We start from the raw sequence: 22,381 nt of genomic DNA, 5'->3' as shown, positions 1-22,381 counted from the left end.
CTCAGCGTGGCCAGCCGTGCGTAACCTGAACAGGGATGGGCACGTCGTGTACGACGGCTGTCCCGGGGTGTCCGACCCTGTCCCGCCTGTCCCCTGGGGGTGGAAGTGAACGCAGACGGTACCGACGAGTCGAGCGAATCCAGTTGGGAACTCGACCCGGAGGACGAAGCGGGGGCGGTTATCGCCACCGTGGGGCGCCAGCTGAAGATATGGCGCGAGGCGGCCGGACTTGACCGAACCCAGTTCGGTACGCGCATGGGATACGGCCCGAATCTCATCTACAAGATCGAGCGCGGCGCGCGAATTCCTCGCCCTGAGTACTTGGACAAGGCGGACGAGATCCTCGGCGGGAACGGCAAGATCGCCGCGATGAAGATCGATGTGGAAAGGGCCCGCCATCCCAAGAAGGTCCGGGACCTGGCCAAGCTGGAGTCCGACGCGGTCGAGCTGGGCGCGTACGGCAACCACAACTTGCACGGCCTGCTCCAGACCGAGGAGTACGCACGGGCGCTGTACGAGATCCGGCGGCCGGCCTTCTCTCCGGAGGTGGTGGAGCGGTACGTCACGGCGCGCATGACCAGGCAGGAGATGTTCCACCGGCAGCCGTCACCGGCCCTGACCTTCGTTCTGGAGCAGGCCATGCTGGAGCGGCCGATCGGTGGCCGGGACGTACTCCGCAGGCAGCTTGAGCGCCTGCTTGACATCGGCCTGCTGCGCAACGTGGAGATCCAGGTGATGCCGACGGACTGCGAGGACCACGCCGGAATGGGTGGCGGTCTCCAGGTGCTGAAGCTCCGGGACGGTTCGACGATCGGGTATGTCGAAGCGCAGCTGATGAGCCGCTTGTTCACCGACGCCAAGGACATCCAGATCCTCGAACTCCGGTATGGGATCATCCGTTCACAGGCCCTGAGCCCACGGCAGTCGAGGGCCTTCATCGAGAAATTGCTGGGGGATACATGAGCATCAAGCCCTCGACCGGCGGCCCTTCCGAACTGACCTGGGTGAAGAGCAGTTACAGCCCGAGCGACAGCAACGACTGCGTCGAAGTCGCCTGGGTCAAGAGCAGCTACAGCACCAACGACGGACCGGAGTGCGTCGAAGTAGCAATGCTCCCCGAGTCGATCCTCATCCGGGACTCCAAGGACGTGGACCGCACCCACCTGGCCGTGGCCCCCACCGCCTGGACCGGCTTCGTGCGGTACGCCGCAGGCTGACGCGCCCCCGGCCACTCCCCGCGGGAGTCCCGTACGAATGATCGATCAGCTGTAGCCGTTGGTGACGCAGATGGGTAGCGTGGCGGGCGGGACAGCTTTGCGATCAGCAAACGGGGGTTCTGGCGATGTCGTTCGACGAGGAATGGGCCGCGGAGCAGGCGTCCGTGGCGATGAGGTTGAACCAGGCCGGCAGCGGGGGCGGTTCGGCGCCGGCGGGCTCGGCCGACTACGTGGTCGAGGATGACGATCTCGGTGAGATCGGCCATGCGGCCCACGGGCTCTTCAACGGGCTGGAGCCCGCGGGCAAGCACGCGAACGCGGCGAGCGAGAGTGCCGGAAGCAGCCTGAAGGGTGACGGCTTCGACACGGGTGCCGCGCTCTCGGAGGTGAACAAGACCTGGGAGACGCAGGTGAAGACCCTCCTCCAGGCGTGCGCGCACATCTCCAACCACCTCGACTACACGAAGAAGTCCAGCAAGGCCAACGACGCCTGGATCGGTGCACAGTTGCGCATCGTGGGACCCGTCGTGCCGGGCAGTGAGGGTGCCGTGTCCGCGTCCCGGATCGACAAGTTCTTCCGTTAAGGAGTCGCAGTCATGCCTGATTTCGAGCAGCTCCTGAACGCCAAGCTCGGTCCGATGGACACGGCGGTCACTCAGTGGACCGAGATGGTTGCCAGGCTGACGCAGCTCAAGACCGATGCGTCGGCCATGAAGGGCAAGGCCGACAAGTCCACCTGGAGGGGTGAGAACGCCGCCGTGACGAAGGAGTTCGTCACGAAGACGGCGAAGGAGTTCGGTGACGCCGTCACCGAGGCCGAATCCGTACGCGATCTCCTCCAGGACGCCCACACTCTGCTCAAGACCGCCCAGGACGACCTCAAGGCCACGTACGAGAATCCTCCGCCGGGCATCACCATCTACCCGAACGGTGTGCTCAGCCATCGCGTCCACCCCGACCGCCGGTCGAAGGACAGCACCGAACCGATCGCCACCGAGGCACAGTTCGACGCGCTGCGGGGAAAGATCGAAGGCATCCTGCAGCGTGCCAACGAGGCCGACGAGCTGTGTGCCTGGGGTCTGCGCGCGCTGGTCAAGAACCACCCCAACGACTTCGGCAGCACCGACCTCGGCGGCGTCGCCGACGCGAAGAGGATGCGCGCCGAGGAGAAGCAGCAGACTGAGAACGGCCGCGAGGCCGCCAAGCTCTACGGCCGCTGGGACTACCTCGACGACAAGGAGCGCGAGCGGCTCCTCAGCCTTGTCGAGGGTGGCCAGAACTCGCCCGCGTTCTCCGCCGAGCTGATGCAGAACCTCAGCTACAACGGCCGCGAGGACCAGGAAGCGGTGCTGCTGCTCGCCGGAAGCCTGGAGCACGGCGGCCGCGACGGCCAGGTCTCCGCAACCGACGCGCGGCTCTACAAGGCTCTCTCCGGCAGCCTCGCCACCGCCACCGGCCCGGACTCCCCGATCGGCACCCCGGCGGGCGGGGTCACCTCGGCCTGGACCCACCGGCTCATCACCATGGCCCGCAACGGCAACGACCTGCCCAGCCAGCACCCCGGGCAGCTCAAGGGCGGAGCGGCGGGCCTCAAGGCCCTGACCGACCTCATGGCCGCCGACGTCGGGGACAAGCCGTACGACCCGAAGGACCCCAAGGACAGTCCGTTCCGGAAGGACAAGGACGACCCGGTCTACAGCGAGGCCTTCCTGACCGAGGTCGGCAACACCATCCGCGAGTGGGAGACGCACGACAAGGACGCCTACGACGGGGTCATGAAGAACTGGCAGGGCACGCAGGAGGACCCGATGAAGGGTCTGATGAACGCGATGAGCCGCAACCCGTCCGCCGCGACCAGCTACTTCGATCCGAGCACAACGGACAATTTGAAGTACTTCCTGGAGGACCGGCACTGGCCTGGCGGGGACGTCCAGGACAAGATGCCCGAGGACCTGCAGCACACCTCCGCCCGCGCCGAGTTCGCGGCCGCTGTCGACGCCGCGGCGACGGGCCGTGAGCCGGGCGACCCCCTGCACCCGGTGGGCACCCGCCACGACGGCGCCGAGACCGCGATCTTCGAGCGGATGATCGGCGAGTATGCCGAGGAAACGAAGAAGAACCAGAGCGCCGTGCCCGTCACCATGCGCATGGCCATGGGCGAGATGATCGGCGACTACGGATCCGATGTGCACCAAATCCTCGGCAAGAACTTGGACGGGCCCACCGACTTCAGCAATCTCGACATCGACCGCGGGGCCCTGACCCGGATCATCCGCTCCGCCGTCGAGGACCCGAAAGCCTTCGCCGTCATCCATGCCTCGCAGACCGCAGTGATCGGCGACGGGCTCGACAGCTTCCCCGAGGACTCCTACCGCCACGAAGACCCCAAGCTGCGCGCGTGGGTCAAGCAGTCGGCATCGGTACTCGGCCACCTCGACGGCGTGCGCGGCGACGTCATCTTCGACCTCGGGCAGGCCCAGAAGGACGCGAACGGCTGGAACAAGATGATGAATTATCACGTCTACGGCGGGCCCCTGACGGCCATCCCCGTCGTGGGTGACGCCATCCAGCGTTCGGTCGACGTGGGCACGGCCGCGTACATGAACGACCTCAACGCCAAGGTCGACGCCGACACCCGCAACAACATGATCAACCACTTCGACAACGGGCAGAAGGAGATGAACGCCCTGCTGAGCCAGATGGCGACGGTCAAGGGGCTGCACCTCTCGGAGCTGGACGCGAGCCCCGGAGAGTACGAGGACGGCCTCCAGCCGACCGCCCAGCAGTGGTACCAGAACGGCATCAAGGACGCCGACATGAAGATGGGCGAGCGGTGAACAGGAAGCATCTCGTGCTACTGGCAGGGGCGTTGATCACCTACGGGGCGATCGTCGCACTCACGATGTGGTCCGGTGGTGACGAGCCGAAACCGCCTCGGAGCCTGTGCTTCGGGACGCTCGACGAGCGGACCGCGGCGCTCATCGACGACGGGCAGGGCGGGAGGGTCGACATGGACGAGTTCGAACGGAAGGGGCAGGGCGACTACGCCTTCTTCCGCTCGTGCATAGCCCGGCGAGCCGGCGCGGACGGCAACGCGACCCGAACCGTCTACTCGCTGATCATGGAGGACAGCAAGGGAGGCGCCGGGCTGCCGAAGGGCGCCGTGCTGCTCGGCGGCGGGGGGCTCATCGGCTGGGCGCTCCCCGACAGGGCCGAGGCCCAACTGCCGACGGGCTGTCCCAGCCGCTTGGGATCGACGGCGCCCTACATCACTGTGACGCTCAGCGCTCCCTCACAGGCGGAGAAGAAGGGGATCGTGGACCGGGACACGGCAATCCGCAACGCTGCCGCAGTGGTGCGCGAAAGCGCTCTCAGCCTCGCGCGTATCTCTGGCTGCTCATGAACAGGAAATATCTGGTGCTGCCGGCCGTGCTCGTGGCCGCGGCGGCAGTCGTCGCCGCCATCCAGCTGTGGCCCAGCACGCTGAAGGACCTGCGGGCGCGGAACCTGTGTCTCGGGATGCTCACCGAGAAGACGGCGGGTCTCCTGTCCGACGGCAAGGGCGGCCGAGTCACCGTCGACGAGGACAAGACCGGCAAGTCCCCGGCGGACCCCGTCTTCTCCACAACGTGCTTCGTCATCCGGGTCCCGGAAAAGGCCACCGCGGGCCCGCTTCAGTACACCCTCGCCGTCCGTCCCGCCGACACCCTGAACAGTCCGGCCAAGGGTGCCACCGGGCTTCCCGGCGGCCGTTCGGGATGGGTCGGCCCCCGGCAGAGCGAGGTCCAGCTCCCCGTCGGGTGCCCGAAGAAGATGAAGGCGGACGCGGAGTACGTCACCGTCTCGCTGGAGGTCGCGCCCGGTGTGGTCGTGGCGGAGAACTGGGACGATGCGGCCCTCGTCGCGGCCTCCCGCACCGTGATCCTGGAGGCCGTCGACAACCTCGCCAAGCAGTACGACTGCGAGGCGTAGGGCCGCGTCAGCCCGCCGCTCACGCGCCGATGCGGACCAGCGCCAGGGTGATGTTGTCGGGGCCGCCGGCCTCGATCGCGGCGCGCCACAGTTCGAACGCCGCCTTGCCGTCGTCGTGGACCCGTAGGACCTCTTCGATGGCCTCGTCGGGCACCGGGTCGGTCAGTCCGTCGCTGCACACCAGGTAGCGGTCGCCCGTGACGAGGGGGAGGGTCGCCACGTGGGGGGTGAGGACGTGCTGGGCGCGGCTTCCGCCGAGGGTCTGGGTGACGACCGACGTGGTGCGCTGGCCCGGCTCCGGGGGAGGGCTGTCGTCCACGCTGACCTGGCGGAGCCCTTCCTCGGTCGCCTGGTACACCTTGCTGTCGCCGACGTTGAAGGACAGCAGCGACTCTTCCAGTACGAGGGTGCCCGCGACCGTGGTCCCCATGGCGGTCAGGTCCGGGCGGCCGTCGGTGGCCGCGTGCACGGCGCGGTTGCAGACGTTCAGCGCGTCCTCGATGGCCAGGGCGCTGTCGAGTTTGGGGCCGAGGAGGGCGAGCTCGCGGACGACCAGCTCGCTGGCGACCTCGCCGCCCGGGTGCCCGCCGAGGCCGTCGGCCACCGCGACGACGAGCGGTCGGCCGAGGGGGAACAGGAGCGTCTGGGGGCTGCGGGTCGTGGTCCCGCACAGCGTCCACGGTCCCACGACGAGGCTGTCCTCGTTCTGATCGCGGACCAGCCCGACATGGCTCAGGGCGGTCACGGCTATGTACGCTCCCACGAGCTCCCGCCTCTCCGTAACGCGACGCGACGCACGGCGGACGTGTCCCTCACCCCCATTGTCGCGCCGCCCGGCATGCGGCGCGTGACCGGCCGGAGCACGCTGGTCCTGGGGGCCGAACGGTCTGAGGGGCCTGAGGGAAGGACTCGGGAGATGTTCGTGAGGCTGAGTACCTACCAGGGATCACCGGTGCCGCCGACGGGAGACCCGACCGCGAATTCGGAGGCGATCGTCCAGCAGGTCCGGGACGCTCCCGGCTTCCGGGGCGTCTACTACCTGGTCGACCGCGCCTCCGGCAAGGCCGTGTCGCTGACGCTGTGGGAAGACGAGCGCAGCATGCGGGACAGCGAGGAACGCGCTTCCCAGATCCGCGAGGAAACGGCGCACCGGGAAGGCCAGCGGATCCTCTCGGTCGAACGCTTCGAGGTCGGATTCAGTCACCTGGAGCCATAGCCGCGCCCCCGCCCTCGCCCCCGTCCCGCTGGGTCCGGGCGTAGGACAGGAACGCCGCCAGGCCGACCTCGAAGGCGGCCTCCGCGCGCCCCGGGCCCTGTACGGCCAGGGCCTCCGCGAGCAGCGGGGTCTGCGGGGTCGGCTCCCACATGGCGTGCGGCGCGGCGAGGTCCAGGGCCGAGCCCAGTACCAGGTTCTCCAGGCCCGTGAGCAGCGGCATCACCTGCTCCGTGCGGAATCCCGCCCGCAGCAGCAGCGCCACCGCCTGCTCGTACTGCGCGAGCACGGCCGGCGCACGTACCGGGGTGGTCATGAGCAGCGGGATGGCGCGCGGGTAGGCGGCGAAGGCGGCCCGGTAGGAGCGGGCCCAGGCCTCCAGCGCCGCGTCCCAGGGTTCCGTGGCCAGGGCCCCGCCGTCGATTCCGGCGCAGACCCGCTCCCGTATCAGTTCGATCACCCCGGCCCGGCCGTCCACGTGGTGATACAGCGAACCGGTCTGCACCCCGAGCGCGCGGGCGATCTGCGGAACGCTGAACTCCCCTTGCTCCGCCAGCAGTTGCAGGGCTGTAGCACCGATCCGCTCCCGGTCGAGCAGTGGGGTGCGTGGCCGCGCCATCGTTTTTCTCCCGCCGTCAGGTCTTCCCGTACGCCAAAACCGGAGGCTACATTGCCGCAAACCGAAAGCCTTTAGGTTTTCGCGTCCCCGCCGCCTGCCGTTCGCAGAAGGGTGCTCCCGCATGCCCGAACCCAGACCCGCCGACGCCGACACCAAGGCCAACGCCCCCGCCGCCGCCCCCACCCTCCGCCGCGCCACCCTCGGCACCGCCGACATCTCCTTCTTCGTCGTCTCCGCCGCCGCCCCACTCACCGTCATGGCCGGGGTGGCCCCCGTAGCGATCCTGCTCGGCGGCATCGGCGCCCCCGCCGGCTACCTCCTCGCGGGCCTCACCCTCGCGGTCTTCGCCGTCGGGTTCACCACCATGAGCCGCCATGTCCGCAGCGGCGGCGCCTTCTACGCGTACATCGCCCAGGGCCTCGGCAAGCGCGTCGGCATCGGCGCCGCCCTGCTCGCCCTCATCGGCTACAACGGCATGGAGATCGGCGTCTACGGCCTCCTCGGCACCACCACCGCGGACACCGCCCACGCCCTCGGTGGCATCGACGTCCCCTGGCTGCCCGTCTCCCTCGCCGGGCTCGCCCTCATCTGGTACGGCGGCTTCCGCTCCATCGACTTCGGCGCCAAGCTGCTCGGCGTCCTGCTCGTCGCCGAGACCGGGATACTCGTCCTGCTCGCGGGCGGAGTCCTCCTCAAGGGCGGCGCCCACGGCCTCTCCGCCGGCTCCTTCGCCCCCGGCGCGGTGCTCGTCCCCGGCACCGCCGCCGTCCTGGCCTTCGCCTTCGCCGCCTTCACCGGCTTCGAGTCCACGGTCATCTACCGCCGCGAGGCCCGCGACCCCGACCGGACCATCCCGCGCGCCACCTACATCGCCGTCGCCTTCCTCGGCCTCTTCTACGCCTTCATCGTCTGGACCGTCATCCAGGCCTTCGGCTCCGAGGAGGTCCTCGCCGCCGCCACCGACGACCCGGCCGGCCTCTTCTTCACCGCCATCACCACCTACGTCGGCCCGTGGGCGGCCGACCTGATGCACGTCTTCATCGTCACCAGCGTCATCGCCTCCCTCCTCGCCTTCCACAACGCCATCAACCGGTACGTGCTCGCCCTCGCCGAGGAAGGCGTCCTGCCCGCCACCCTCGGCCGGATCCACCCGCGCCACGGCTCCCCGTACCTCGCCGGGCTAGCCCAGACCGCCCTCGGCGCCGTCATCGTGCTCGGTTTCGCGCTCGCCGGAGCCGACCCGTACCAGCAGCTCCTGCTGTGGGTGAACACCCCCGGCATGATCGGGCTCATGGCCCTGATGCTGCTGGCCGCCATCGCCGTACCCGTCTACTTCCGCCGGATCCGCCACGACGAAGGCCCCTGGCGGACGCTGATCGCGCCCGTCGCCGCAGCCGTGCTGCTGGCCGTCGCGATCTGCCTGGTGATCTCCAAGGTCAACCTGTTCACCATGGCCTCCACCACCGTCGACACCGTCCTCGTCGCCCTCGTCCCCGCCGTGTTCCTGGCCGGTCTCGTCCTCGCGCAGCGGCTCAAGACCCGCCGCCCCGAGGTCTACGCCCGATTCGCCGAAGAGCCCGCCGCCGAAGCCGCCGAAGCCACCGTGACCTCCGAAGCCTCCGAAGGAGAAACCCCGTGCCCGCTGCCGACACCGTCCTCACCGGAGCCCGCGTCCGCACCCTCGACCCGGACCGCCCCGAGGCCGGCGCGGTAGCCGTACTCGGCGGGGAGATCGTCGCCGTCGGCGAAGAGGCCGACGTGCGCGACTGGCGCGGCCCCGGCACCGAGGTCATCGACCTCGGCGGAGCGACCCTCACCCCCGGTCTCACCGACGCCCACAGCCACCCCGTCTGGGGCATCGAAATGGCCACCGGGACCGACCTCTCCGCCGTCGGCGACCTCGACCAGCTCCGCGCCGCCCTGCGCGCGGCCGACCGGGGACCCGGCGGCTGGGTCACCGGCTTCGGCCTCGACCACAACGCCTTCGGCGGCCGCCCCATCGACAAGGCGCTGATCGAGGAGGCCCTCGCCGGGGCCCCCGCCTTCCTGCGCCTCTACGACGCCCACTCCGCCCTGGCCTCCGGCGCGGCCCTGGCCGCCGCCGGGATCACCGGGCCCCGCGCCTTCGCCCAGCGCTCCGAGATCGTCTGCGACGCGGCCGGGCGGCCCACCGGCCACCTGATCGAGCACGCCGCGATGGACCTGGTCGGCTCCCTCGCGCCGAAACCCTCGTACGCCGAGCGCCGGGACCGCCTCACCCGGCTGCTCGGCGACATGGCCGCCACCGGACTCACCGGCGCGCACGTCATGGACCTCGGAGACGGGGACGTACCGGCCCTGCTGTCGACCGTGGAGTACGAGGGCGACCTGCCGGTGCGGCTCAAGCTCGCGCCCTGGTGCATGCCGGGCGCCACCTCGGAGGACCTGGAGGAGCTGATCGAGCTCCAGGGGCTCCTGGGCCGGCACTGGCAGGTCGGCGGGGTGAAGTTCTTCATGGACGGCACCGTCGAGGGCGGCACCGCCTGGCTGGAGCACGCCGACTGCCACGGCCAGGGCACGGACGCCTTCTGGCCCGACCCGCACGCGTACGCCGAAGCGGTACGGGTCCTCGACGCGGCCGGGGTCCGCACCGCGACCCACGCCATCGGCGACGCGGCGGTCCGGCACGTCCTGGACACCGTGGCGGGGCTGGGCCCGCGGGCCCGCATGCGGCACCGGATCGAGCACATCGAGACGGTCCCCGACAACCAGCTGAAGCGGTTCGCGGAGCTCGGGGTGATCGCCTCGATGCAGCCGCAGCACACCGATTGCACCCGGGCCGACCACAGCGACGAGTGGTCCAAGCGGCTGGGCGCGGAGCGGGCCGGCCACGCCTGGCGCTGCCGTGACCTGCGCGACGCGGGCGCGGTGCTCGCCCTCGGCTCCGACTGGCCGATCGCCCACTACGACGCCCGCGAGGTGCTGTCCATCGCCCGCAGCCCGCGCGGCGCGGCCTCCGCCGGTACGGGGGCCGGGCCCGGCGCGGCCCTGACCGGGCTGATGGCCCTGGAGGGCATGACCTCGCACGCCGCGCTGGCGGCGGGGGAGGGGCGGGTTGCGGGCCGGATCGCGGCCGGCTTCCGGGCGGACCTGACGGCCTTCGGCGCGGACCCGGTGGACGCGCCCCCGGACGAAGTGGCGGGGGCTCCGGTCCGCCTGACGATGTCGGGCGGCCGGATCACCCACCGGGGGGCGGCGGGCTGATCAGATCCCGGAGGCGGCCAGGCCGCTGCGGAGCTCCTCGTCCGAGAGGTCGGCGAGGTGGGTCAGGAACACCCACATGTGGCCCGAAGGGTCCTTGAGGATGACGGTGCGGTCCCCGTGGAACATGTCCGTCGGCGGCTGGAGGATCTCCGCCCCGGCGGCCTCCGCGCGCTCCGCCAGGGCGTCGACGTCCGCGACGAAGACGTGCAGCGTGACGGACGTGCCCCCGCCGAGCGCGGCCGGGGCGGCGAAGGAGCCCGCCTCGGCCACCTCCACGCTCGCGTCGCCGAGCATCAGGACGGACGGCCCGATGCTGATCTCGGCGTGCAGGACCCCGCCGCCCGGGGCGTCGATCCTGAACTGCTCGCGGGCGCCGAAGGCCCGCTCGTAGAACTCGATCGCCGCGGCGGCGTCGTCGACCATGATGTGCGGGATCACGGCGTTGCGGTAGCGCTCGGGGGTCACGGAGATCGCGGGGGTCTCGGTGTGGGCGGCGTGCTCGGTCATGTCGAACCTCCATGAGGAGACCCGCCGGACGGTTCCGACGGCCTCTGGAAATGACCGTAAAACCTCAAGCATCCTTGAGGTCAAGGGGCGTGGAGCCGGTGCCTCAGGCGCGGGTGCGGACGCGGGCGCGGTTCAGGAGGGCCGCCGTCACCGGGTGGTGGCCGGTCTCCTCCGGCTTGCGCGGCAGGCGGTGCGGGAGGGACCCGTACCAGGCGCGGGAGACGGTGAAGCCGAAGGCCAGGCAGAGCATGCCGCCCACGGCGTCGAGCCAGAAGTGGTTGGCGGTGGACACGATCACGATCAGTGTCGCCGTCGGGTAGAGCAGGCCCAGGATCCGGGCCCAGGGGGCCGAGGCGACCGCGAAGATCGTCAGCCCGCACCAGAGCGACCACCCTATGTGCATGGAGGGCATGGCCGCGTACTGGTTCGACATGTGCTTGAGGTTGCCCGAGGCCATGGAGCCCCAGGTGTGGTGGACCAGCACGGTGTCGACGAAGTTCTGCCCGTTCATCAGCCGGGGCGGCGCGAGCGGGTAGAAGTAGTAGCCGACCAGGGCCACGCCCGTGGTGGCGAAGAGGACGAGGCGGGTGGCCGCGTAACGCCCCGGATGGAAGCGGTAGATCCACACCAGGACGCCGATGGTCATGATGAAGTGGAGCGTGGCGTAGTAGTAGTTCATGCCCACCACCAGCCAGGTCACCGAGTTGACGGCGTGGTTGACCGTCTGTTCCACGGCGATGCCGAGCGAGTGCTCCGTCTTCCAGATCCAGTCGGCGTTCGCGAGCGCGGCCGCCTTCTGCTCGGGTACGGCGTTGCGGATCAGCGAGTACGTCCAGTAGCTGACCGCGATGAGCAGGATTTCGAACCAGATCCGGGGCCGCCGGGGTGCGCGCAGCCGGGAGAGGAGGGTTCGCCCGGACGGTGCCGGGCGGGTCTGGCCCTCGGTCACGGTGGGTGACGAGGCGTCCGTCCGGGTATCCAGTGTCTTCACGCTCGCTTCACCCATAGGAAAAGAGTCTGCCAGATGCGTTCTCGCCTCCGATCATCCCTTGGGACGGTCTTGGGCGCAGCATCTCCACCTCGCGGACTACCGGAGGCCGTGTGCCCCAAGGATTCCGGGACCCTTGGGGGCAGGATCGTGCACAGCGGGTCCTCAGGAGCGGTCGGGGCCCCGGCCCTGACGCGGTCCGGAAGCCGTCGATCCGCGGACGACGAGCTCGGGCAGGAACACGAACTCGCTGTGAGGGGCCGGCGTCCCCCCGATCTCCTCCAGCAGGGTCCGCACCGCCGCCTGTCCCATGGCTTGCACGGGCTGGCGGATGGTGGTCAGCGGAGGATCGGTGAACGCTATGAGCGGTGAGTCGTCGAAGCCCACGACCGAGACGTCCTGCGGGACCTTGAGCCCCTGCTGGCGGGCCGCCCGGATCGCGCCGAGCGCCATCATGTCGCTCGCGCACACCACCGCCGTGCAGCCCCGCGAGATGAGCGCGGCCGCAGCGGCCTGGCCGCCCTCCAGCGTGTAGAGGGAGTGCTGGATGAGCTCCTCGACCTCGTCCTCGCCGAGTCCGAGCCGCTCCTTCATGCCGAGCCGGAAGCCCTCGATCTTGCGGAGGACCGGCACGAACCGCTTGGGTCCGACGGCCAGTCCGATCCGGGTGTGCCCGAGCGCGGTCAGGTGGGTCACCGCGAGCTGCATGGCGGCCCGGTCGTCGGGGGAGACGAAGGGGGCCTGCACCTTGTCGGAGAACCCGTTGATCAGGACGTACGGGACGCCCTGCCCGCGCAGTTGGTCGTAGCGACCCATGTCGGCCGTGGTGTCCGCGTGCAGTCCGGAGACGAAGATGATCCCGGAGACCCCGCGGTCGACGAGCATCTCGGTCAGCTCGTCCTCGGTGGATCCGCCGGGCGTCTGCGTGGCCAGTACGGGGGTGTACCCCTGCCGGGTCAGGGCCTGGCCGATGACCTGGGCGAGCGCCGGGAAGATGGGGTTGTCCAGCTCGGGAGTTATGAGTCCGACGAGCCCCGCGCTGCGCTGGCGCAGCCGTACGGGGCGTTCGTAGCCGAGTACGTCGAGTGCGGCCAGCACGGATTCACGGGTGCCTGCGGCCACACCGGGCTTGCCGTTGAGCACGCGGCTGACTGTGGCTTCGCTGACCCCCGCCTGGGCTGCGATGTCGGCTAGCCGTGCGGTCACGGATAGGACTGTACCGGTCACGCGTCACCTTGGTAACCGAAGGCGCAGGGGGCTTCGGTCGCCACCGGGGAGCCGCGTGGGTTCCCCTCGGGCGACGCTCGGGAGCCGCTCGGGAGCCGCTGGCAGTGGCGTTGCTGGAAGCGCTTGCAAGCCGGGATGCGGTCGGGCCGTGGGTCATATCGGGTCAAGATGATCTACGTGCCCCCTGGTGGCGGGCCCGGACAGTCGAAAAGGGTTCGGAGTAACAGCAAGCTGCGGCAACCGTACGGACACACGGATGTAACGATCACCGCGTCTTGCAGAAAATTGCCGCAAGGTCTTTCGGTCGGCTTGCAGGCTTGTTACGTTCTCGGCAACTCGGGACCGCGAGGCGCGGCCGGGATCATCGAAGGAGTTCATATGCGGCGTGGCATAGCGGCCACCGCGCTGGTCGCGACTCTGGCGCTCGCGGCGACGGCTTGCGGCGGTGACACCAAGGACGGCAACGGCGGAGCCAAGGCCGACGGGGAGCTCACCGGCACCGTCACCTGGTGGGACACCTCGAACGACGCCGAGAAGGCGTCCTTCCAGAAGATCGCCGAGGGGTTCACCGCCAAGCACCCCAAGGTGACCGTCAAGTACGTCAACGTCCCCTACGGTGACGCCCAGAACAAGGCCAAGAACGCCTTCAGCAGCGGCGCCGACGCCCCGGACGTCATCCGCTCGGACGTGGGCTGGGTCGCCGACTTCGCCTCCCTCGGATACCTCGCCGAGGTCCCGGCCGACACGGCCAAGAAGGTCGACGCCGAGTTCCTGCCCCAGGCCGCGGCCAGCGGCAAGTACGAGGGCAAGACCTACGCCGTCCCGCAGGTCATCGACAGCCTCGGCCTCTTCTACAACAAGAAGATGCTCGCCGACGCCGGCGTCCAGCCCCCCAAGACGCTGGAAGAGCTGAAGACCGCCTCCGCCGCCATCAAGGCCAAGACCGGCAAGGTCGGCCTCTACCTGCGCGGCGACGAGTCCTACTGGTTCCTGCCCCTCATCTACGGAGAGGGCGGCGACCTCGTCGACGCGAAGACCAAGACGGTCACCGTGGACAACGCGGCGGGGGTCAAGGCCTTCAAGACCGCCCGCGACCTGGTCACCTCGGGCGCGGCGATCACCAACGCCACCGACGGCTGGGTCAACATGCAGACCGCCTTCAAGTCGGGCGAGGTCGCAATGATGATCAACGGCCCGTGGGCCGTGGCCGACAGCTACGCCGGCGACCAGTTCAAGGACAAGGCCAACCTCGGCGTCGCCGCCGTCCCGGCCGGCTCCGTCAAGTCGGGCGCCCCGCAGGGCGGCCACGACCTCGCCGTGTACGCGGGCTCCAAGAACATCGCCGCTGCGAACGCCTTCGTCGACTACATGACCTCGCAGGAGGTCCAGGTCCAGACCACCAAGGAGCTGAGCCTGCTCCCGACCCGGACCGCCGCCTACGAGCAGCCCGACGTGAAGTCCAACGAGATGGTCCAGTTCTTCAAGCCGGCCGTGGACAAGGCCGTCGAGCGCGCCTGGATCCCGGAGAACGGATCCCTCTTCGAGCCGCTGAAGGTCGAATACACCAAGGCGATCACCGGGGCGTCGAGCCCGGAGGACGCGGCCAAGGCGGCCGGCGTCGAATTCCGCAAGATCCTCAAGGGTTGGAAGTAGCGAAGAAGATGGCTGCTCACACCAGCCGGTCGGTGGCGAAGGCCGCGGGCAGCGAGGCCGGTCCTGACGCCGGCACCGCCGCCCGCGGCCGGAGCCGCAGGACTGACAGCAAGGCGGGCAAGGGGAACCGCCCCGGGCCGAACCGTCCGGGGCTGCGGCGGGCGCTGGCCACCCACTGGTACGCCTGGGCCATGGTCACCCCCGTGGTGCTCGTGCTCGGCGTGATCATCGGCTGGCCGCTCGTCCGCGGCATCTACCTGTCGCTGACCGACGCCACCGAGCGCAACGTCGGCCGCACCATCGGCGCCAACCACATCGAGGCGACGTACAAGTTCGTCGGACTCGACAACTACGCCGCCGTCCTGGCCGACCCGGTGTTCCTGCAGCGGCTGGTGTGGACGGTGCTGTGGACCGTGGCCTGCGTGTCGATCACCTTCACGCTCGGCCTCGGCCTCGCCACCGTGCTCAACCGCGAGTTCAAGGGGCGCGCCGCCTACCGGATGGCACTCATCCTGCCCTGGGCCGTCCCCGGATTCGTCTCCGTCTTCGCCTGGCGGTTCCTCTTCAACCGCGACAACGGCATCCTCAACAAGATCCTCGAAGGCGGCGGGATCTCCGGGATCGGGTGGCTCGACGACCCGACCTGGGCCAAGGTCGCGGTCATCGCCGTCAACGTCTGGCTCGGCATCCCCTTCATGATGGTCGCCCTGCTCGGCGGCATGCAGTCGATCCCCGGCGAGCTCTACGAGGCCGCCGAGATGGACGGGGCCGGGCCCTGGCAGCGGTTCCGCCACATCACCCTGCCGGGGCTGCGCACGGTCAGCATGACCGTGATCCTGCTCTCCACCATCTGGACCTTCAACATGTTCCCGGTGATCTTCCTGCTCACCCGGGGCGGACCGGGCGACTCCACCGAGATCCTGGTGACCCAGGCCTTCCGCGAGGCGTTCGTGACCAGCCCGCGCGACTTCGCCGGCTCGGCGACGTGGGGCGTGCTGATCCTCCTGCTGCTCATGATCTTCGCGCTGGTCTACCGGCGTTCGCTGCGCAAGCAGGGAGAGGTGTGGTGACCGTGACGACGACCTCCACGACTTCCGAGGCCACGGCCACGACGTCCGAGGCCAAGGCCGCGGCGTCCAAGGCCGCGGCCCGTCCGAGGGGCAAGCGCTCCCCGCTCGCCTCCGCCGGCCTCCACGGCACCCTGATCGCCGCGTCCGTGATCGCCGTGTTCCCGGTGCTGTGGGTCCTGCTGACCTCCCTCAAGCCCGCGAAGCTGGCCATCTCCACGGACTTCGTGAAGGAGCCGACCCTCGACAACTACCGCTACCTGGTGGAGTCGACCTCCTTCCTCACCTGGTTCGGCAACTCCGTCCTGGTCGCCGGCATCACCACCGTCCTCGGGGTGTTCATCGCCGCCACCACCGGATACGCCGTCAGCCGCTTCAAGTTCCCCGGAATGAAGCCGCTGATGTGGACCCTGCTCATCACCCAGATGTTCCCGATGGCCATCCTCATCGTCCCGCTCTACAACCTCATGGGGCAGCTGGGGCTGCTCAACCAGCCGCTCGGCCTGGTCATCACGTACCTCACCATCGCCGTGCCGTTCTGCGCCTGGATGATGAAGGGCTTCTTCGACACCATCCCGGTCGAGATCGACGAATCCGGCCGCGTCGACGGGCTCAACCCCTTCGGTACCTTCTGGCGCCTCATCCTCCCGCTGGCCAAGCCCGGCCTCGCCGTCACCGGCTTCTACGCCTTCATCACCGCCTGGGGCGAGGTCGCGTACGCCTCCGCCTTCATGGTCGGCGACGAGCACCTCACCCTGGCCGGAGGCCTCCAGACCTTCGTCACCCAGTACACCTCCAACTGGGGTGCGATGAGCGCGGCCTCCGTCCTCATCGCCATCCCCGCGGCGTTCTTCTTCCTCTTCGCCCAGCGTCACCTCGTCGCCGGGATGACGGCAGGCGCGACCAAGGGCTGACCAGCCCCGCCACGGGCTCGGGCTGACCACCCGCAGCCGCCCGCCCCCTCTCACCCCGGCCCGACCTCCCAAGGACGACATGACCCAGCACCTCGCCGACGCACTTCCCACCTCCACCGGGACCAAGCCCGGCTGGTGGAGAGAAGCGGTGATCTACCAGGTCTATCCGCGCAGCTTCGCCGACTCCAACGGGGACGGCATGGGGGACCTCGAAGGCATCCGCAGCCGGCTGCCCTACCTCAAGGAACTCGGGGTCGACGCCGTCTGGCTCAGCCCCTTCTACGCCTCTCCGCAGGCCGACGCGGGCTACGACGTCGCCGACTACCGGGCCATCGATCCGATGTTCGGCAGTCTCCACGACGCCGACGCCGTGATCCGCGAAGCGCACGCGCTGGGCCTGCGGATCATCGTGGACCTGGTCCCCAACCACTGCTCCGACCAGCACGAATGGTTCAAGCAGGCGCTGCGCGAAGGGCCCGGTACGCCGCTGCGCGAGCGCTTCCACTTCCGGGAGGGGAGGGGCGCGGACGGGGCGGAGCCCCCGAACGACTGGGAGTCCATCTTCGGCGGGCCCGCGTGGACGCGGGTCGCCGACGGCGAGTGGTACCTGCACCTGTTCGCGCCCGAGCAGCCCGACTTCAACTGGGAACACCCGGCCGTCCAGGACGAGTTCCGCTCCATCCTGCGGTTCTGGCTCGACCTCGGCGCCGACGGCTTCCGCATCGACGTGGCCCACGGGTTGGTCAAGGCGCCCGGCCTGCCCGATCTGGGGCGGGGAGAGCAGCTCAAGCTGCTCGGCAACCAGGTGCTGCCCTTCTTCGACCAGGACGGCGTCCACGAGATCTACCGCTCCTGGCGCCGCGTCCTCGACGAGTACGCGGGCGACCGCATCGGAGTCGCCGAGGCGTGGACGCCGAGCGCCGACCGGACGGCCATGTACCTGCGCCCCGACGAGCTGCACCAGGCCTTCAACTTCCACTACCTGAACACCGGGTGGGACGCGGAGGCGCTGCGCGCCACCATCAACGAATCGCTGGACGCGATGCGCCCGGTCGGCGCCCCGACCACGTGGGTGCTGTCGAACCACGACGTGGTGCGCCATGTGACGCGGTACGGGGGCGGCGCGCAGGGCCTGGCCCGGGCGCGCGCGGCCGCGCTGCTGATGCTGGCCCTGCCCGGGTCGGCGTACGTCTACCAGGGCGAGGAACTGGGCCTGCCCGAGGTGACCGACCTCCCGGACTCCGTCCGCCAGGACCCGGCCTTCGCCCGCGGCGAGGGACAGGACGGGCTGCGCGACGGCTGCCGCGTCCCGATCCCGTGGTCGGGCGCCGAAGCCCCGTACGGCTTCGGCGACGGGGGCAGCTGGCTGCCGCAGCCGGCCGAGTGGGCGGGCCTGAGCGTGGCCGCCCAGACGGGCGACCCCGCCTCGACCCTGGAGCTCTACCGCGCGGCCCTGCGGCTGCGCCGGGAACGGCCGGAGCTGGGCGCGGGCGACGCGGTGGAGTGGCTGGAGGCCCCGGAGGGCGTGCTGGCCTTCCGCCGGGGCGGGTTCGTCTGCACGGTGAACACGACGGCGGAGGCGGTGCTCCTTCCCGCGCCGGGTGCGGTCCTGCTGTCCAGCGGCTCCCTCGGCGACGACCCGTCGCTGCTGCCCGGCGACACGGCGGTGTGGTGGCAGGGGTGACCACACCCCTGCGGCTGACGGACATCGCCGCGCAGGCCGCGGTCAGCGAGGCGACCGTCAGCCGTGTGCTCAACGGCAAGTCGGGCGTGGCGTCCGGCACCCGTCACAAGGTGCTGGCCGCCATGGACCTGCTGGGCTACGAACGCCCGGTGCGGCTGCGGCGACGCAGCAACGGCCTGGTGGGTCTCCTCACCCCTGAGCTGACCAATCCCATCTTTCCGGCCTTCGCCCAGGTCATCGAACAGGCCCTGGCCGGCCACGGCTACACCCCGGTGCTGTGCACGCAGACCCCGGGCGGGGCCACCGAGGACGAGCTGGTCGAGCAGCTGGAGGAGCGCGGTGTCACCGGCATCGTGTTCCTCTCCGGGCTGCACGCGGACTCCTCGGCGGATCCGTCGCGCTACCAGCGTCTCGCCTTGCGGGGCGTGCCGTTCGTTCTGATCAACGGCTCCAACGACCAGGTGAGCGCCCCCTCCATCTCCCCGGACGACCGCGCGGCGGCGGAGATGGCGGTCCGCCACCTGGAGGACCTGGGCCACCGGCGGATCGGCCTCGCCATCGGCCCGACGCGCTACGTGCCTTCGGCGCGCAAGGAGGCGGGCTTCATTGCCGCCTGCCCGTCCGCCCCGGCCGAAGGGCTGATCCAGCGCACCCTGTTCACGGTGGAGGGCGGCCACGCCGCGGGCGGAGCCCTGCTCGACCGGGGCTGCACGGGCATCGTGTGCGGCAGCGACCCGATGGCCCTGGGCGTCATACGGGCGGCGCGCGAGCGGGGCTTGCGGGTGCCGGAGGACGTCTCGGTCGTCGGGTTCGACGACTCCCCGCTCATCGCCTTCACCGACCCCCCACTGACCACCATCCGCCAGCCGGTGCGCGCCATGGCCACGGCGGCGGTGGGAGCCCTCCTGGAATCGGTGGCCGGCACCCCGGTCCAGCGCACGGAGTACGTCTTCCAGCCGGAACTGGTGGTCCGCGGCTCCACGGGCCAGGGGCCGGGGGCTTAGGGGGTTACGGGCCTTCGCTCGGGCGGGGCAAGGTCGGGCGGATGATCCTCCGGAGCCCTGAGGCGCGTCAGATCGCTACGCACTGCCACTCGGCTCAGCGACTGCGGGCCGTCCGGGGTCGTCTACAGGGCGTTGGCGGGGCGGCGCATCACCACGCGCCAGACGCCGAACTTCAGCCCCGCCGTTGCCATGTCCCAGGACTCGGCGGTCCAGCCCTTCGCCTCCAGCGTCGCCACCCCCCAGAAGATCTCGTTGGGTGCCGACGCGCCACCCCGTGCTATCAGCAGGAGGCGGGAGTACGGGTAGGTGTCGATGACGTTCGGATCGGCCTGAAGGGTCTCGACGTGAACCACTCCGTCAGCGAGGAGCGATTGGGCTGCCGCATCGGCGGTCGACTTCTTGTCCGGGCGCATGGGGCAAACCTTCGCACCTCCGGGCCCGCACTCGGCAGTCGGCTGGGCAGGCGTCCGTGATGATGTGAGGGTGATCGGAAGAGAACACGCCGTGGGTGTGGTTGCGGCCCTTGTGGAACAGCGGAACGAGGTGGCCCGGTCGTTCGGGCCGTCCGTGGTGGAGATGGTGGTCTCGCAGGTGACCGAGCATCCGCTGTGCTGGGTGGTGAGCCTGGACAGCGCCGAGTTCGTGCGCACGGGCGACGACAGCCATCGGCTGATGGGCGGGAACCTGTACCTGGTGGAGGGTGCAGTGGGTTGCTCCCGTGAGCGGCGCGCATCCCTCTGACTGATCGGCTTGTCCGACCGTGGTCTTGGCGATGCTGATTGCCGCCATCCGTCAGGTTCCGTGGCGAGTGGACCTGGTCGAGGAGACGTTGTCACGGGCGGTCGGTCAGATCGTGGGACGTGACGGCGCGGGCGTAGGCGTGCAGGGCTGTGATCACTTCGGTGCGGGTGCGCCGGCCGGCGAGGACCTCCATCTGGTAGCCGTCCTCCATGGCGACGAAGCTGGCGGCCAGCAGGCGGGGCGGGTCCTGGAGGGCGAAATGACCCTGGGCCTGCCCGAGGACCAGGATCCCTGAGTAGACCGCGATCTGGCGCTCCGTCAGCGCGCTGTCGAGCGCGGCGGCCCTGGCGTCGCGCAGACAGCGCGGCCAGTACTCGAAGAGCAGCCGGGTCAGTACGTCGTCGGGTCCGCTGGCGACGCCGTTGTCGATGCAGGCCCTGAGCTGGTCGCGGGCGTCGGAGAATCGGTTCGCGGCCTGCTCGCGCTCCTGGCTGTAGCGCTCGATGGCCTGCTGGTAGGTCTCGTGCACCAGGGAGTCGAGGTCGCCGTAGTAGAGCACCGCGGCGGGCGTGACCCCGGCCTCCTCGGCGATGTCGCGCAGGCGCAGACCCTCCAGCCCGCGCACCATCAAGGCGCGTTGGACGGCCTTGCCCAGCTCGGCCCGACGGGCCTCCTTGCCGCTGCCTTTCCTGGCCGCCACGCCCTAGCTCCTTCTGTGTGGTTGTTGCGTTTGGATTTAACAATAGCGCCCAGAGCCTTGACTCCTCATGCCTTCGGCTCTTAAATCTGCGTTTAACAAAACTTCGGCCTCAGGAGCCACCCCATGACCAATCCGATCGACGCCGAGGTCAGAGCCGGGGCCCCGCCCGCTCCCGTGGGCAAGGGGCTGCGGGAAGGCTCCGTGGGCCTGCTCGCCGCCGTCACGCTCGGCCTGTCCTCGGTCGCCCCGGCGTACAGCATCGCGGTCACCCTGGGCTTCGTGACGCTGACCGTCGGGAACCTCGCTCCGGCCGCCCTGCTGCTGGGTTTCCTGCCGATCCTGCTCACCGCGTTCGCTTTCCGCGAGCTCAACCGGGCGATGCCCGACTGCGGTACCACCTTCGTGTGGACCACCCGCACCTTCGGGCCGCTGACCGGCTGGCTCACCGGAGGCTGGGTGCCCCAGGTCGCCACGCTCATCGCGATGACGGCGCTCTCCCAGGTCGGCGCCGGCTACCTGCTGCACCTGCTGGGCCCGCACTCCCTCGCCGACAGCAGCACCGCGGTGACGATCACCGCGGTCCTGCTGCTGGCCGCCGTCACGTCGATCGCCTACCGGGGCCTGCATCTCGCGGCCTCCGTCCAGTACGTGCTGCTCGGCCTTCAGCTACTGGCCCTGCTCGGCTTCGGTGTGGCGGCCTTCGTCAGGGACGGGGCCTCCACACCGTCCGTGGCCTGGCTCGACCCCCTCGCGTTCGGCGGTTTCGGCTCATTCGCCGAGGCGGTACTGCTGTGCCTCTTCATCTACTGGGGCTGGGACGCGCTGATCACCGCGAACGAGGAGACCCGCGACGGCGACCGCGTCTCCGGTCAGGCCGCTGTCATCTCGACCGTGGTGCTGCTGGGGACCTACCTGTTCACCGCCTTCGCGGCGATCAGCTTCGCCGGCACCGGCACCGAAGGCATCGGACTGGGCAATCCCGACAACGCCGCCGACATCCTGGCCACCCTCGCCCCGCCGGTCCTCGGCGCCGCCCTCGCGAAGGTGATGCAGCTGGCCGTTTGCGTCTCGGCCATCTCCGCCCTGCTCACCTGCCTCGTCGGCAGTTCCCGCAGCACCCTGTCCATGGCCGCCCACGGAGCCCTGCCCCGGGCCTTCGCCCGCATCCACCCCCGCCACCGCACACCCGCCGCCGGAACCCTCTTCTTCGGAGCGGCGGCGGCCTGCCTGCTCGTCCTGCTCACGCTCGTCTCCGGCGACTTCCTCGGCGACGCCATCCTCTGCGTCGGACTCCTCATCGCCTGCTACTACGGCACCACCGCGCTGGCCTGCGTCTGGTACTTCCGGGGGCGCCTGTGGGACTCCCCGCGCGACCTGCTGCTGCGCGGTGTCCTACCCCTGCTGGGCGGTGTGCTGATGCTGGCGGCCTTCGCCCGCAGCGCCCACGACATGTACGCCCCGGACTACGGCGGCACCTCCTTCCACGGCATCGGCGGGGTCTTCCTCCTCGGCGCCGGCTCCATAGCCGCCGGCGGCCTGGCCCTGCTGATCGCCCGTACCCGCTTCCACCGCTTCTTCCGCGACGGCCGCACCTCGGTCGCCGAACTCACCATCACCAAGGACTGACAGCCC

The 22,381-nt window shown here is 70.0% G+C and carries 23 protein-coding genes; 16 read left to right on the top strand and 7 right to left on the bottom strand.

The genetic code is table 11. From position 1 onward, the window contains the following. Positions 1-105 precede the first annotated feature (105 nt). The 6 genes from ACFXDJ_RS13085 to ACFXDJ_RS13060 all read left to right on the top strand — a co-directional run bounded on the left by ACFXDJ_RS13085 (position 106) and on the right by ACFXDJ_RS13060 (position 5,189). Positions 106-963 carry a helix-turn-helix domain-containing protein gene (locus ACFXDJ_RS13085; protein ID WP_384649373.1) on the top strand — a complete coding sequence of 286 codons (858 nt, stop codon included), beginning with the start codon at positions 106-108 and terminating at the stop codon, positions 961-963. Then, entirely contained in the window at positions 960-1,217 is a 258-nt protein-coding gene (locus ACFXDJ_RS13080; RefSeq protein ID WP_384649371.1) for a DUF397 domain-containing protein, read from the top strand. Before ACFXDJ_RS13085 ends, ACFXDJ_RS13080 begins: the two co-directional genes overlap by 4 nt. 125 nt (positions 1,218-1,342) lie before the next feature. Next, complete coding sequence (locus tag ACFXDJ_RS13075; RefSeq protein ID WP_384649369.1) at positions 1,343-1,801, top strand: hypothetical protein; 459 nt, start codon at positions 1,343-1,345, stop codon at positions 1,799-1,801. A gap of 12 nt (positions 1,802-1,813) precedes the next feature. Further along, positions 1,814-4,054, top strand: a complete 2,241-nt coding sequence (locus ACFXDJ_RS13070; RefSeq protein ID WP_384649368.1) for a DUF6571 family protein — start codon at positions 1,814-1,816, stop codon at positions 4,052-4,054. Next, on the top strand, positions 4,051-4,620 hold the full coding sequence (locus ACFXDJ_RS13065; RefSeq protein WP_384649366.1) for a hypothetical protein: 570 nt from the start codon (positions 4,051-4,053) through the stop codon (positions 4,618-4,620). Before ACFXDJ_RS13070 ends, ACFXDJ_RS13065 begins: the two co-directional genes overlap by 4 nt. Next, entirely contained in the window at positions 4,617-5,189 is a 573-nt protein-coding gene (locus tag ACFXDJ_RS13060; protein WP_384649364.1) for a hypothetical protein, read from the top strand. Before ACFXDJ_RS13065 ends, ACFXDJ_RS13060 begins: the two co-directional genes overlap by 4 nt. A gap of 19 nt (positions 5,190-5,208) precedes the next feature. Here the strand turns inward: ACFXDJ_RS13060 and ACFXDJ_RS13055 are convergent, their stop codons facing one another. Next, positions 5,209-5,952, bottom strand: coding sequence for a PP2C family protein-serine/threonine phosphatase (locus ACFXDJ_RS13055; RefSeq protein WP_384649363.1), 744 nt, complete (start codon positions 5,950-5,952; stop codon positions 5,209-5,211). Positions 5,953-6,105: 153 nt separating this feature from the next. On the opposite strand from ACFXDJ_RS13055, the gene ACFXDJ_RS13050 reads away from it, so the two are divergent. After that, positions 6,106-6,405 carry a hypothetical protein gene (locus ACFXDJ_RS13050; RefSeq protein ID WP_384649361.1) on the top strand — a complete coding sequence of 100 codons (300 nt, stop codon included), beginning with the start codon at positions 6,106-6,108 and terminating at the stop codon, positions 6,403-6,405. Here the strand turns inward: ACFXDJ_RS13050 and ACFXDJ_RS13045 are convergent. Beyond that, the gene (locus ACFXDJ_RS13045) at positions 6,386-7,021 is read right to left on the bottom strand and encodes a TetR/AcrR family transcriptional regulator C-terminal domain-containing protein (RefSeq protein WP_384649359.1); all 636 of its coding nucleotides are present in this window, start codon (positions 7,019-7,021) and stop codon (positions 6,386-6,388) included. The genes ACFXDJ_RS13050 and ACFXDJ_RS13045 overlap by 20 nt on opposite strands. 121 nt (positions 7,022-7,142) lie before the next feature. Between ACFXDJ_RS13045 and ACFXDJ_RS13040 the strand changes: the two genes are divergently transcribed. Both ACFXDJ_RS13040 and ACFXDJ_RS13035 read left to right on the top strand, forming a co-directional pair. Next, positions 7,143-8,735 carry an APC family permease gene (locus tag ACFXDJ_RS13040; RefSeq protein ID WP_384649357.1) on the top strand — a complete coding sequence of 531 codons (1,593 nt, stop codon included), beginning with the start codon at positions 7,143-7,145 and terminating at the stop codon, positions 8,733-8,735. Next, positions 8,657-10,264, top strand: a complete 1,608-nt coding sequence (locus tag ACFXDJ_RS13035) for an amidohydrolase (RefSeq protein WP_384649355.1) — start codon at positions 8,657-8,659, stop codon at positions 10,262-10,264. Before ACFXDJ_RS13040 ends, ACFXDJ_RS13035 begins: the two co-directional genes overlap by 79 nt. Here ACFXDJ_RS13035 and ACFXDJ_RS13030 read toward each other — a convergent pair whose 3' ends face one another. The 3 genes from ACFXDJ_RS13030 to ACFXDJ_RS13020 all read right to left on the bottom strand — a co-directional run bounded on the left by ACFXDJ_RS13030 (position 10,265) and on the right by ACFXDJ_RS13020 (position 12,965). Beyond that, entirely contained in the window at positions 10,265-10,771 is a 507-nt protein-coding gene (locus ACFXDJ_RS13030; protein WP_384649353.1) for a VOC family protein, read from the bottom strand. A 103-nt stretch (positions 10,772-10,874) separates the two neighbouring features. Next, entirely contained in the window at positions 10,875-11,777 is a 903-nt protein-coding gene (locus ACFXDJ_RS13025; protein WP_384649351.1) for a phosphatase PAP2 family protein, read from the bottom strand. A gap of 147 nt (positions 11,778-11,924) precedes the next feature. Then, complete coding sequence (locus ACFXDJ_RS13020; protein ID WP_384649349.1) at positions 11,925-12,965, bottom strand: LacI family DNA-binding transcriptional regulator; 1,041 nt, start codon at positions 12,963-12,965, stop codon at positions 11,925-11,927. 399 nt (positions 12,966-13,364) lie between these two features. Between ACFXDJ_RS13020 and ACFXDJ_RS13015 the strand changes: the two genes are divergently transcribed. The 5 genes from ACFXDJ_RS13015 (at position 13,365) to ACFXDJ_RS12995 (ending at position 19,308) form a co-directional block, all read left to right on the top strand. Next, complete coding sequence (locus tag ACFXDJ_RS13015; protein ID WP_384649347.1) at positions 13,365-14,639, top strand: extracellular solute-binding protein; 1,275 nt, start codon at positions 13,365-13,367, stop codon at positions 14,637-14,639. An 8-nt stretch (positions 14,640-14,647) separates the two neighbouring features. Beyond that, on the top strand, positions 14,648-15,709 hold the full coding sequence (locus ACFXDJ_RS13010) for a carbohydrate ABC transporter permease (protein ID WP_384849023.1): 1,062 nt from the start codon (positions 14,648-14,650) through the stop codon (positions 15,707-15,709). Between the two features lie 2 nt (positions 15,710-15,711). After that, positions 15,712-16,620, top strand: a complete 909-nt coding sequence (locus ACFXDJ_RS13005; protein WP_384649412.1) for a sugar ABC transporter permease — start codon at positions 15,712-15,714, stop codon at positions 16,618-16,620. 79 nt (positions 16,621-16,699) lie between these two features. Next, positions 16,700-18,304, top strand: a complete 1,605-nt coding sequence (locus ACFXDJ_RS13000; protein ID WP_384649343.1) for a glycoside hydrolase family 13 protein — start codon at positions 16,700-16,702, stop codon at positions 18,302-18,304. Then, positions 18,289-19,308, top strand: a complete 1,020-nt coding sequence (locus ACFXDJ_RS12995) for a LacI family DNA-binding transcriptional regulator (protein ID WP_384649341.1) — start codon at positions 18,289-18,291, stop codon at positions 19,306-19,308. The genes ACFXDJ_RS13000 and ACFXDJ_RS12995 overlap by 16 nt, the downstream gene beginning before the upstream one ends. Before the next feature lie 122 nt (positions 19,309-19,430). Here the strand turns inward: ACFXDJ_RS12995 and ACFXDJ_RS12990 are convergent, their stop codons facing one another. Beyond that, entirely contained in the window at positions 19,431-19,721 is a 291-nt protein-coding gene (locus ACFXDJ_RS12990; protein ID WP_384649339.1) for a hypothetical protein, read from the bottom strand. A gap of 97 nt (positions 19,722-19,818) precedes the next feature. On the opposite strand from ACFXDJ_RS12990, the gene ACFXDJ_RS12985 reads away from it, so the two are divergent. Beyond that, entirely contained in the window at positions 19,819-20,049 is a 231-nt protein-coding gene (locus ACFXDJ_RS12985; protein ID WP_384649338.1) for a hypothetical protein, read from the top strand. 91 nt (positions 20,050-20,140) lie between these two features. On the opposite strand, the gene ACFXDJ_RS12980 is transcribed toward ACFXDJ_RS12985, so the two are convergent. Further along, on the bottom strand, positions 20,141-20,749 hold the full coding sequence (locus tag ACFXDJ_RS12980; RefSeq protein WP_384649336.1) for a TetR/AcrR family transcriptional regulator: 609 nt from the start codon (positions 20,747-20,749) through the stop codon (positions 20,141-20,143). 123 nt (positions 20,750-20,872) lie between these two features. Between ACFXDJ_RS12980 and ACFXDJ_RS12975 the strand changes: the two genes are divergently transcribed. Then, positions 20,873-22,375, top strand: coding sequence for an APC family permease (locus ACFXDJ_RS12975; protein WP_384649334.1), 1,503 nt, complete (start codon positions 20,873-20,875; stop codon positions 22,373-22,375). Positions 22,376-22,381 lie beyond the last annotated feature (6 nt).

It is taken from the genome of Streptomyces sp. NPDC059443 (assembly GCF_042750105.1).
Classification (GTDB): Bacteria; Actinomycetota; Actinomycetes; order Streptomycetales; family Streptomycetaceae; genus Streptomyces.
Note: the sequence above shows the minus strand (reverse complement) of the source record. Positions and strands in the feature narration are given on the sequence as shown.

Coding starts and splice junctions, on each gene's coding strand:
- ACFXDJ_RS13080 (WP_384649371.1), top strand. CDS start 960: ATGAGCATCAAGCCCTCGACCGGCGGCCCTTCCGAACTGACCTGGGTG.
- ACFXDJ_RS13075 (WP_384649369.1), top strand. CDS start 1,343: ATGTCGTTCGACGAGGAATGGGCCGCGGAGCAGGCGTCCGTGGCGATG.
- ACFXDJ_RS13070 (WP_384649368.1), top strand. CDS start 1,814: ATGCCTGATTTCGAGCAGCTCCTGAACGCCAAGCTCGGTCCGATGGAC.
- ACFXDJ_RS13060 (WP_384649364.1), top strand. CDS start 4,617: ATGAACAGGAAATATCTGGTGCTGCCGGCCGTGCTCGTGGCCGCGGCG.
- ACFXDJ_RS13050 (WP_384649361.1), top strand. CDS start 6,106: ATGTTCGTGAGGCTGAGTACCTACCAGGGATCACCGGTGCCGCCGACG.
- ACFXDJ_RS13045 (WP_384649359.1), bottom strand. CDS start 7,021: ATGGCGCGGCCACGCACCCCACTGCTCGACCGGGAGCGGATCGGTGCT.
- ACFXDJ_RS13040 (WP_384649357.1), top strand. CDS start 7,143: ATGCCCGAACCCAGACCCGCCGACGCCGACACCAAGGCCAACGCCCCC.
- ACFXDJ_RS13030 (WP_384649353.1), bottom strand. CDS start 10,771: ATGACCGAGCACGCCGCCCACACCGAGACCCCCGCGATCTCCGTGACC.
- ACFXDJ_RS13025 (WP_384649351.1), bottom strand. CDS start 11,777: ATGGGTGAAGCGAGCGTGAAGACACTGGATACCCGGACGGACGCCTCG.
- ACFXDJ_RS13015 (WP_384649347.1), top strand. CDS start 13,365: ATGCGGCGTGGCATAGCGGCCACCGCGCTGGTCGCGACTCTGGCGCTC.
- ACFXDJ_RS13010 (WP_384849023.1), top strand. CDS start 14,648: ATGGCTGCTCACACCAGCCGGTCGGTGGCGAAGGCCGCGGGCAGCGAG.
- ACFXDJ_RS13000 (WP_384649343.1), top strand. CDS start 16,700: ATGACCCAGCACCTCGCCGACGCACTTCCCACCTCCACCGGGACCAAG.
- ACFXDJ_RS12990 (WP_384649339.1), bottom strand. CDS start 19,721: ATGCGCCCGGACAAGAAGTCGACCGCCGATGCGGCAGCCCAATCGCTC.
- ACFXDJ_RS12975 (WP_384649334.1), top strand. CDS start 20,873: ATGACCAATCCGATCGACGCCGAGGTCAGAGCCGGGGCCCCGCCCGCT.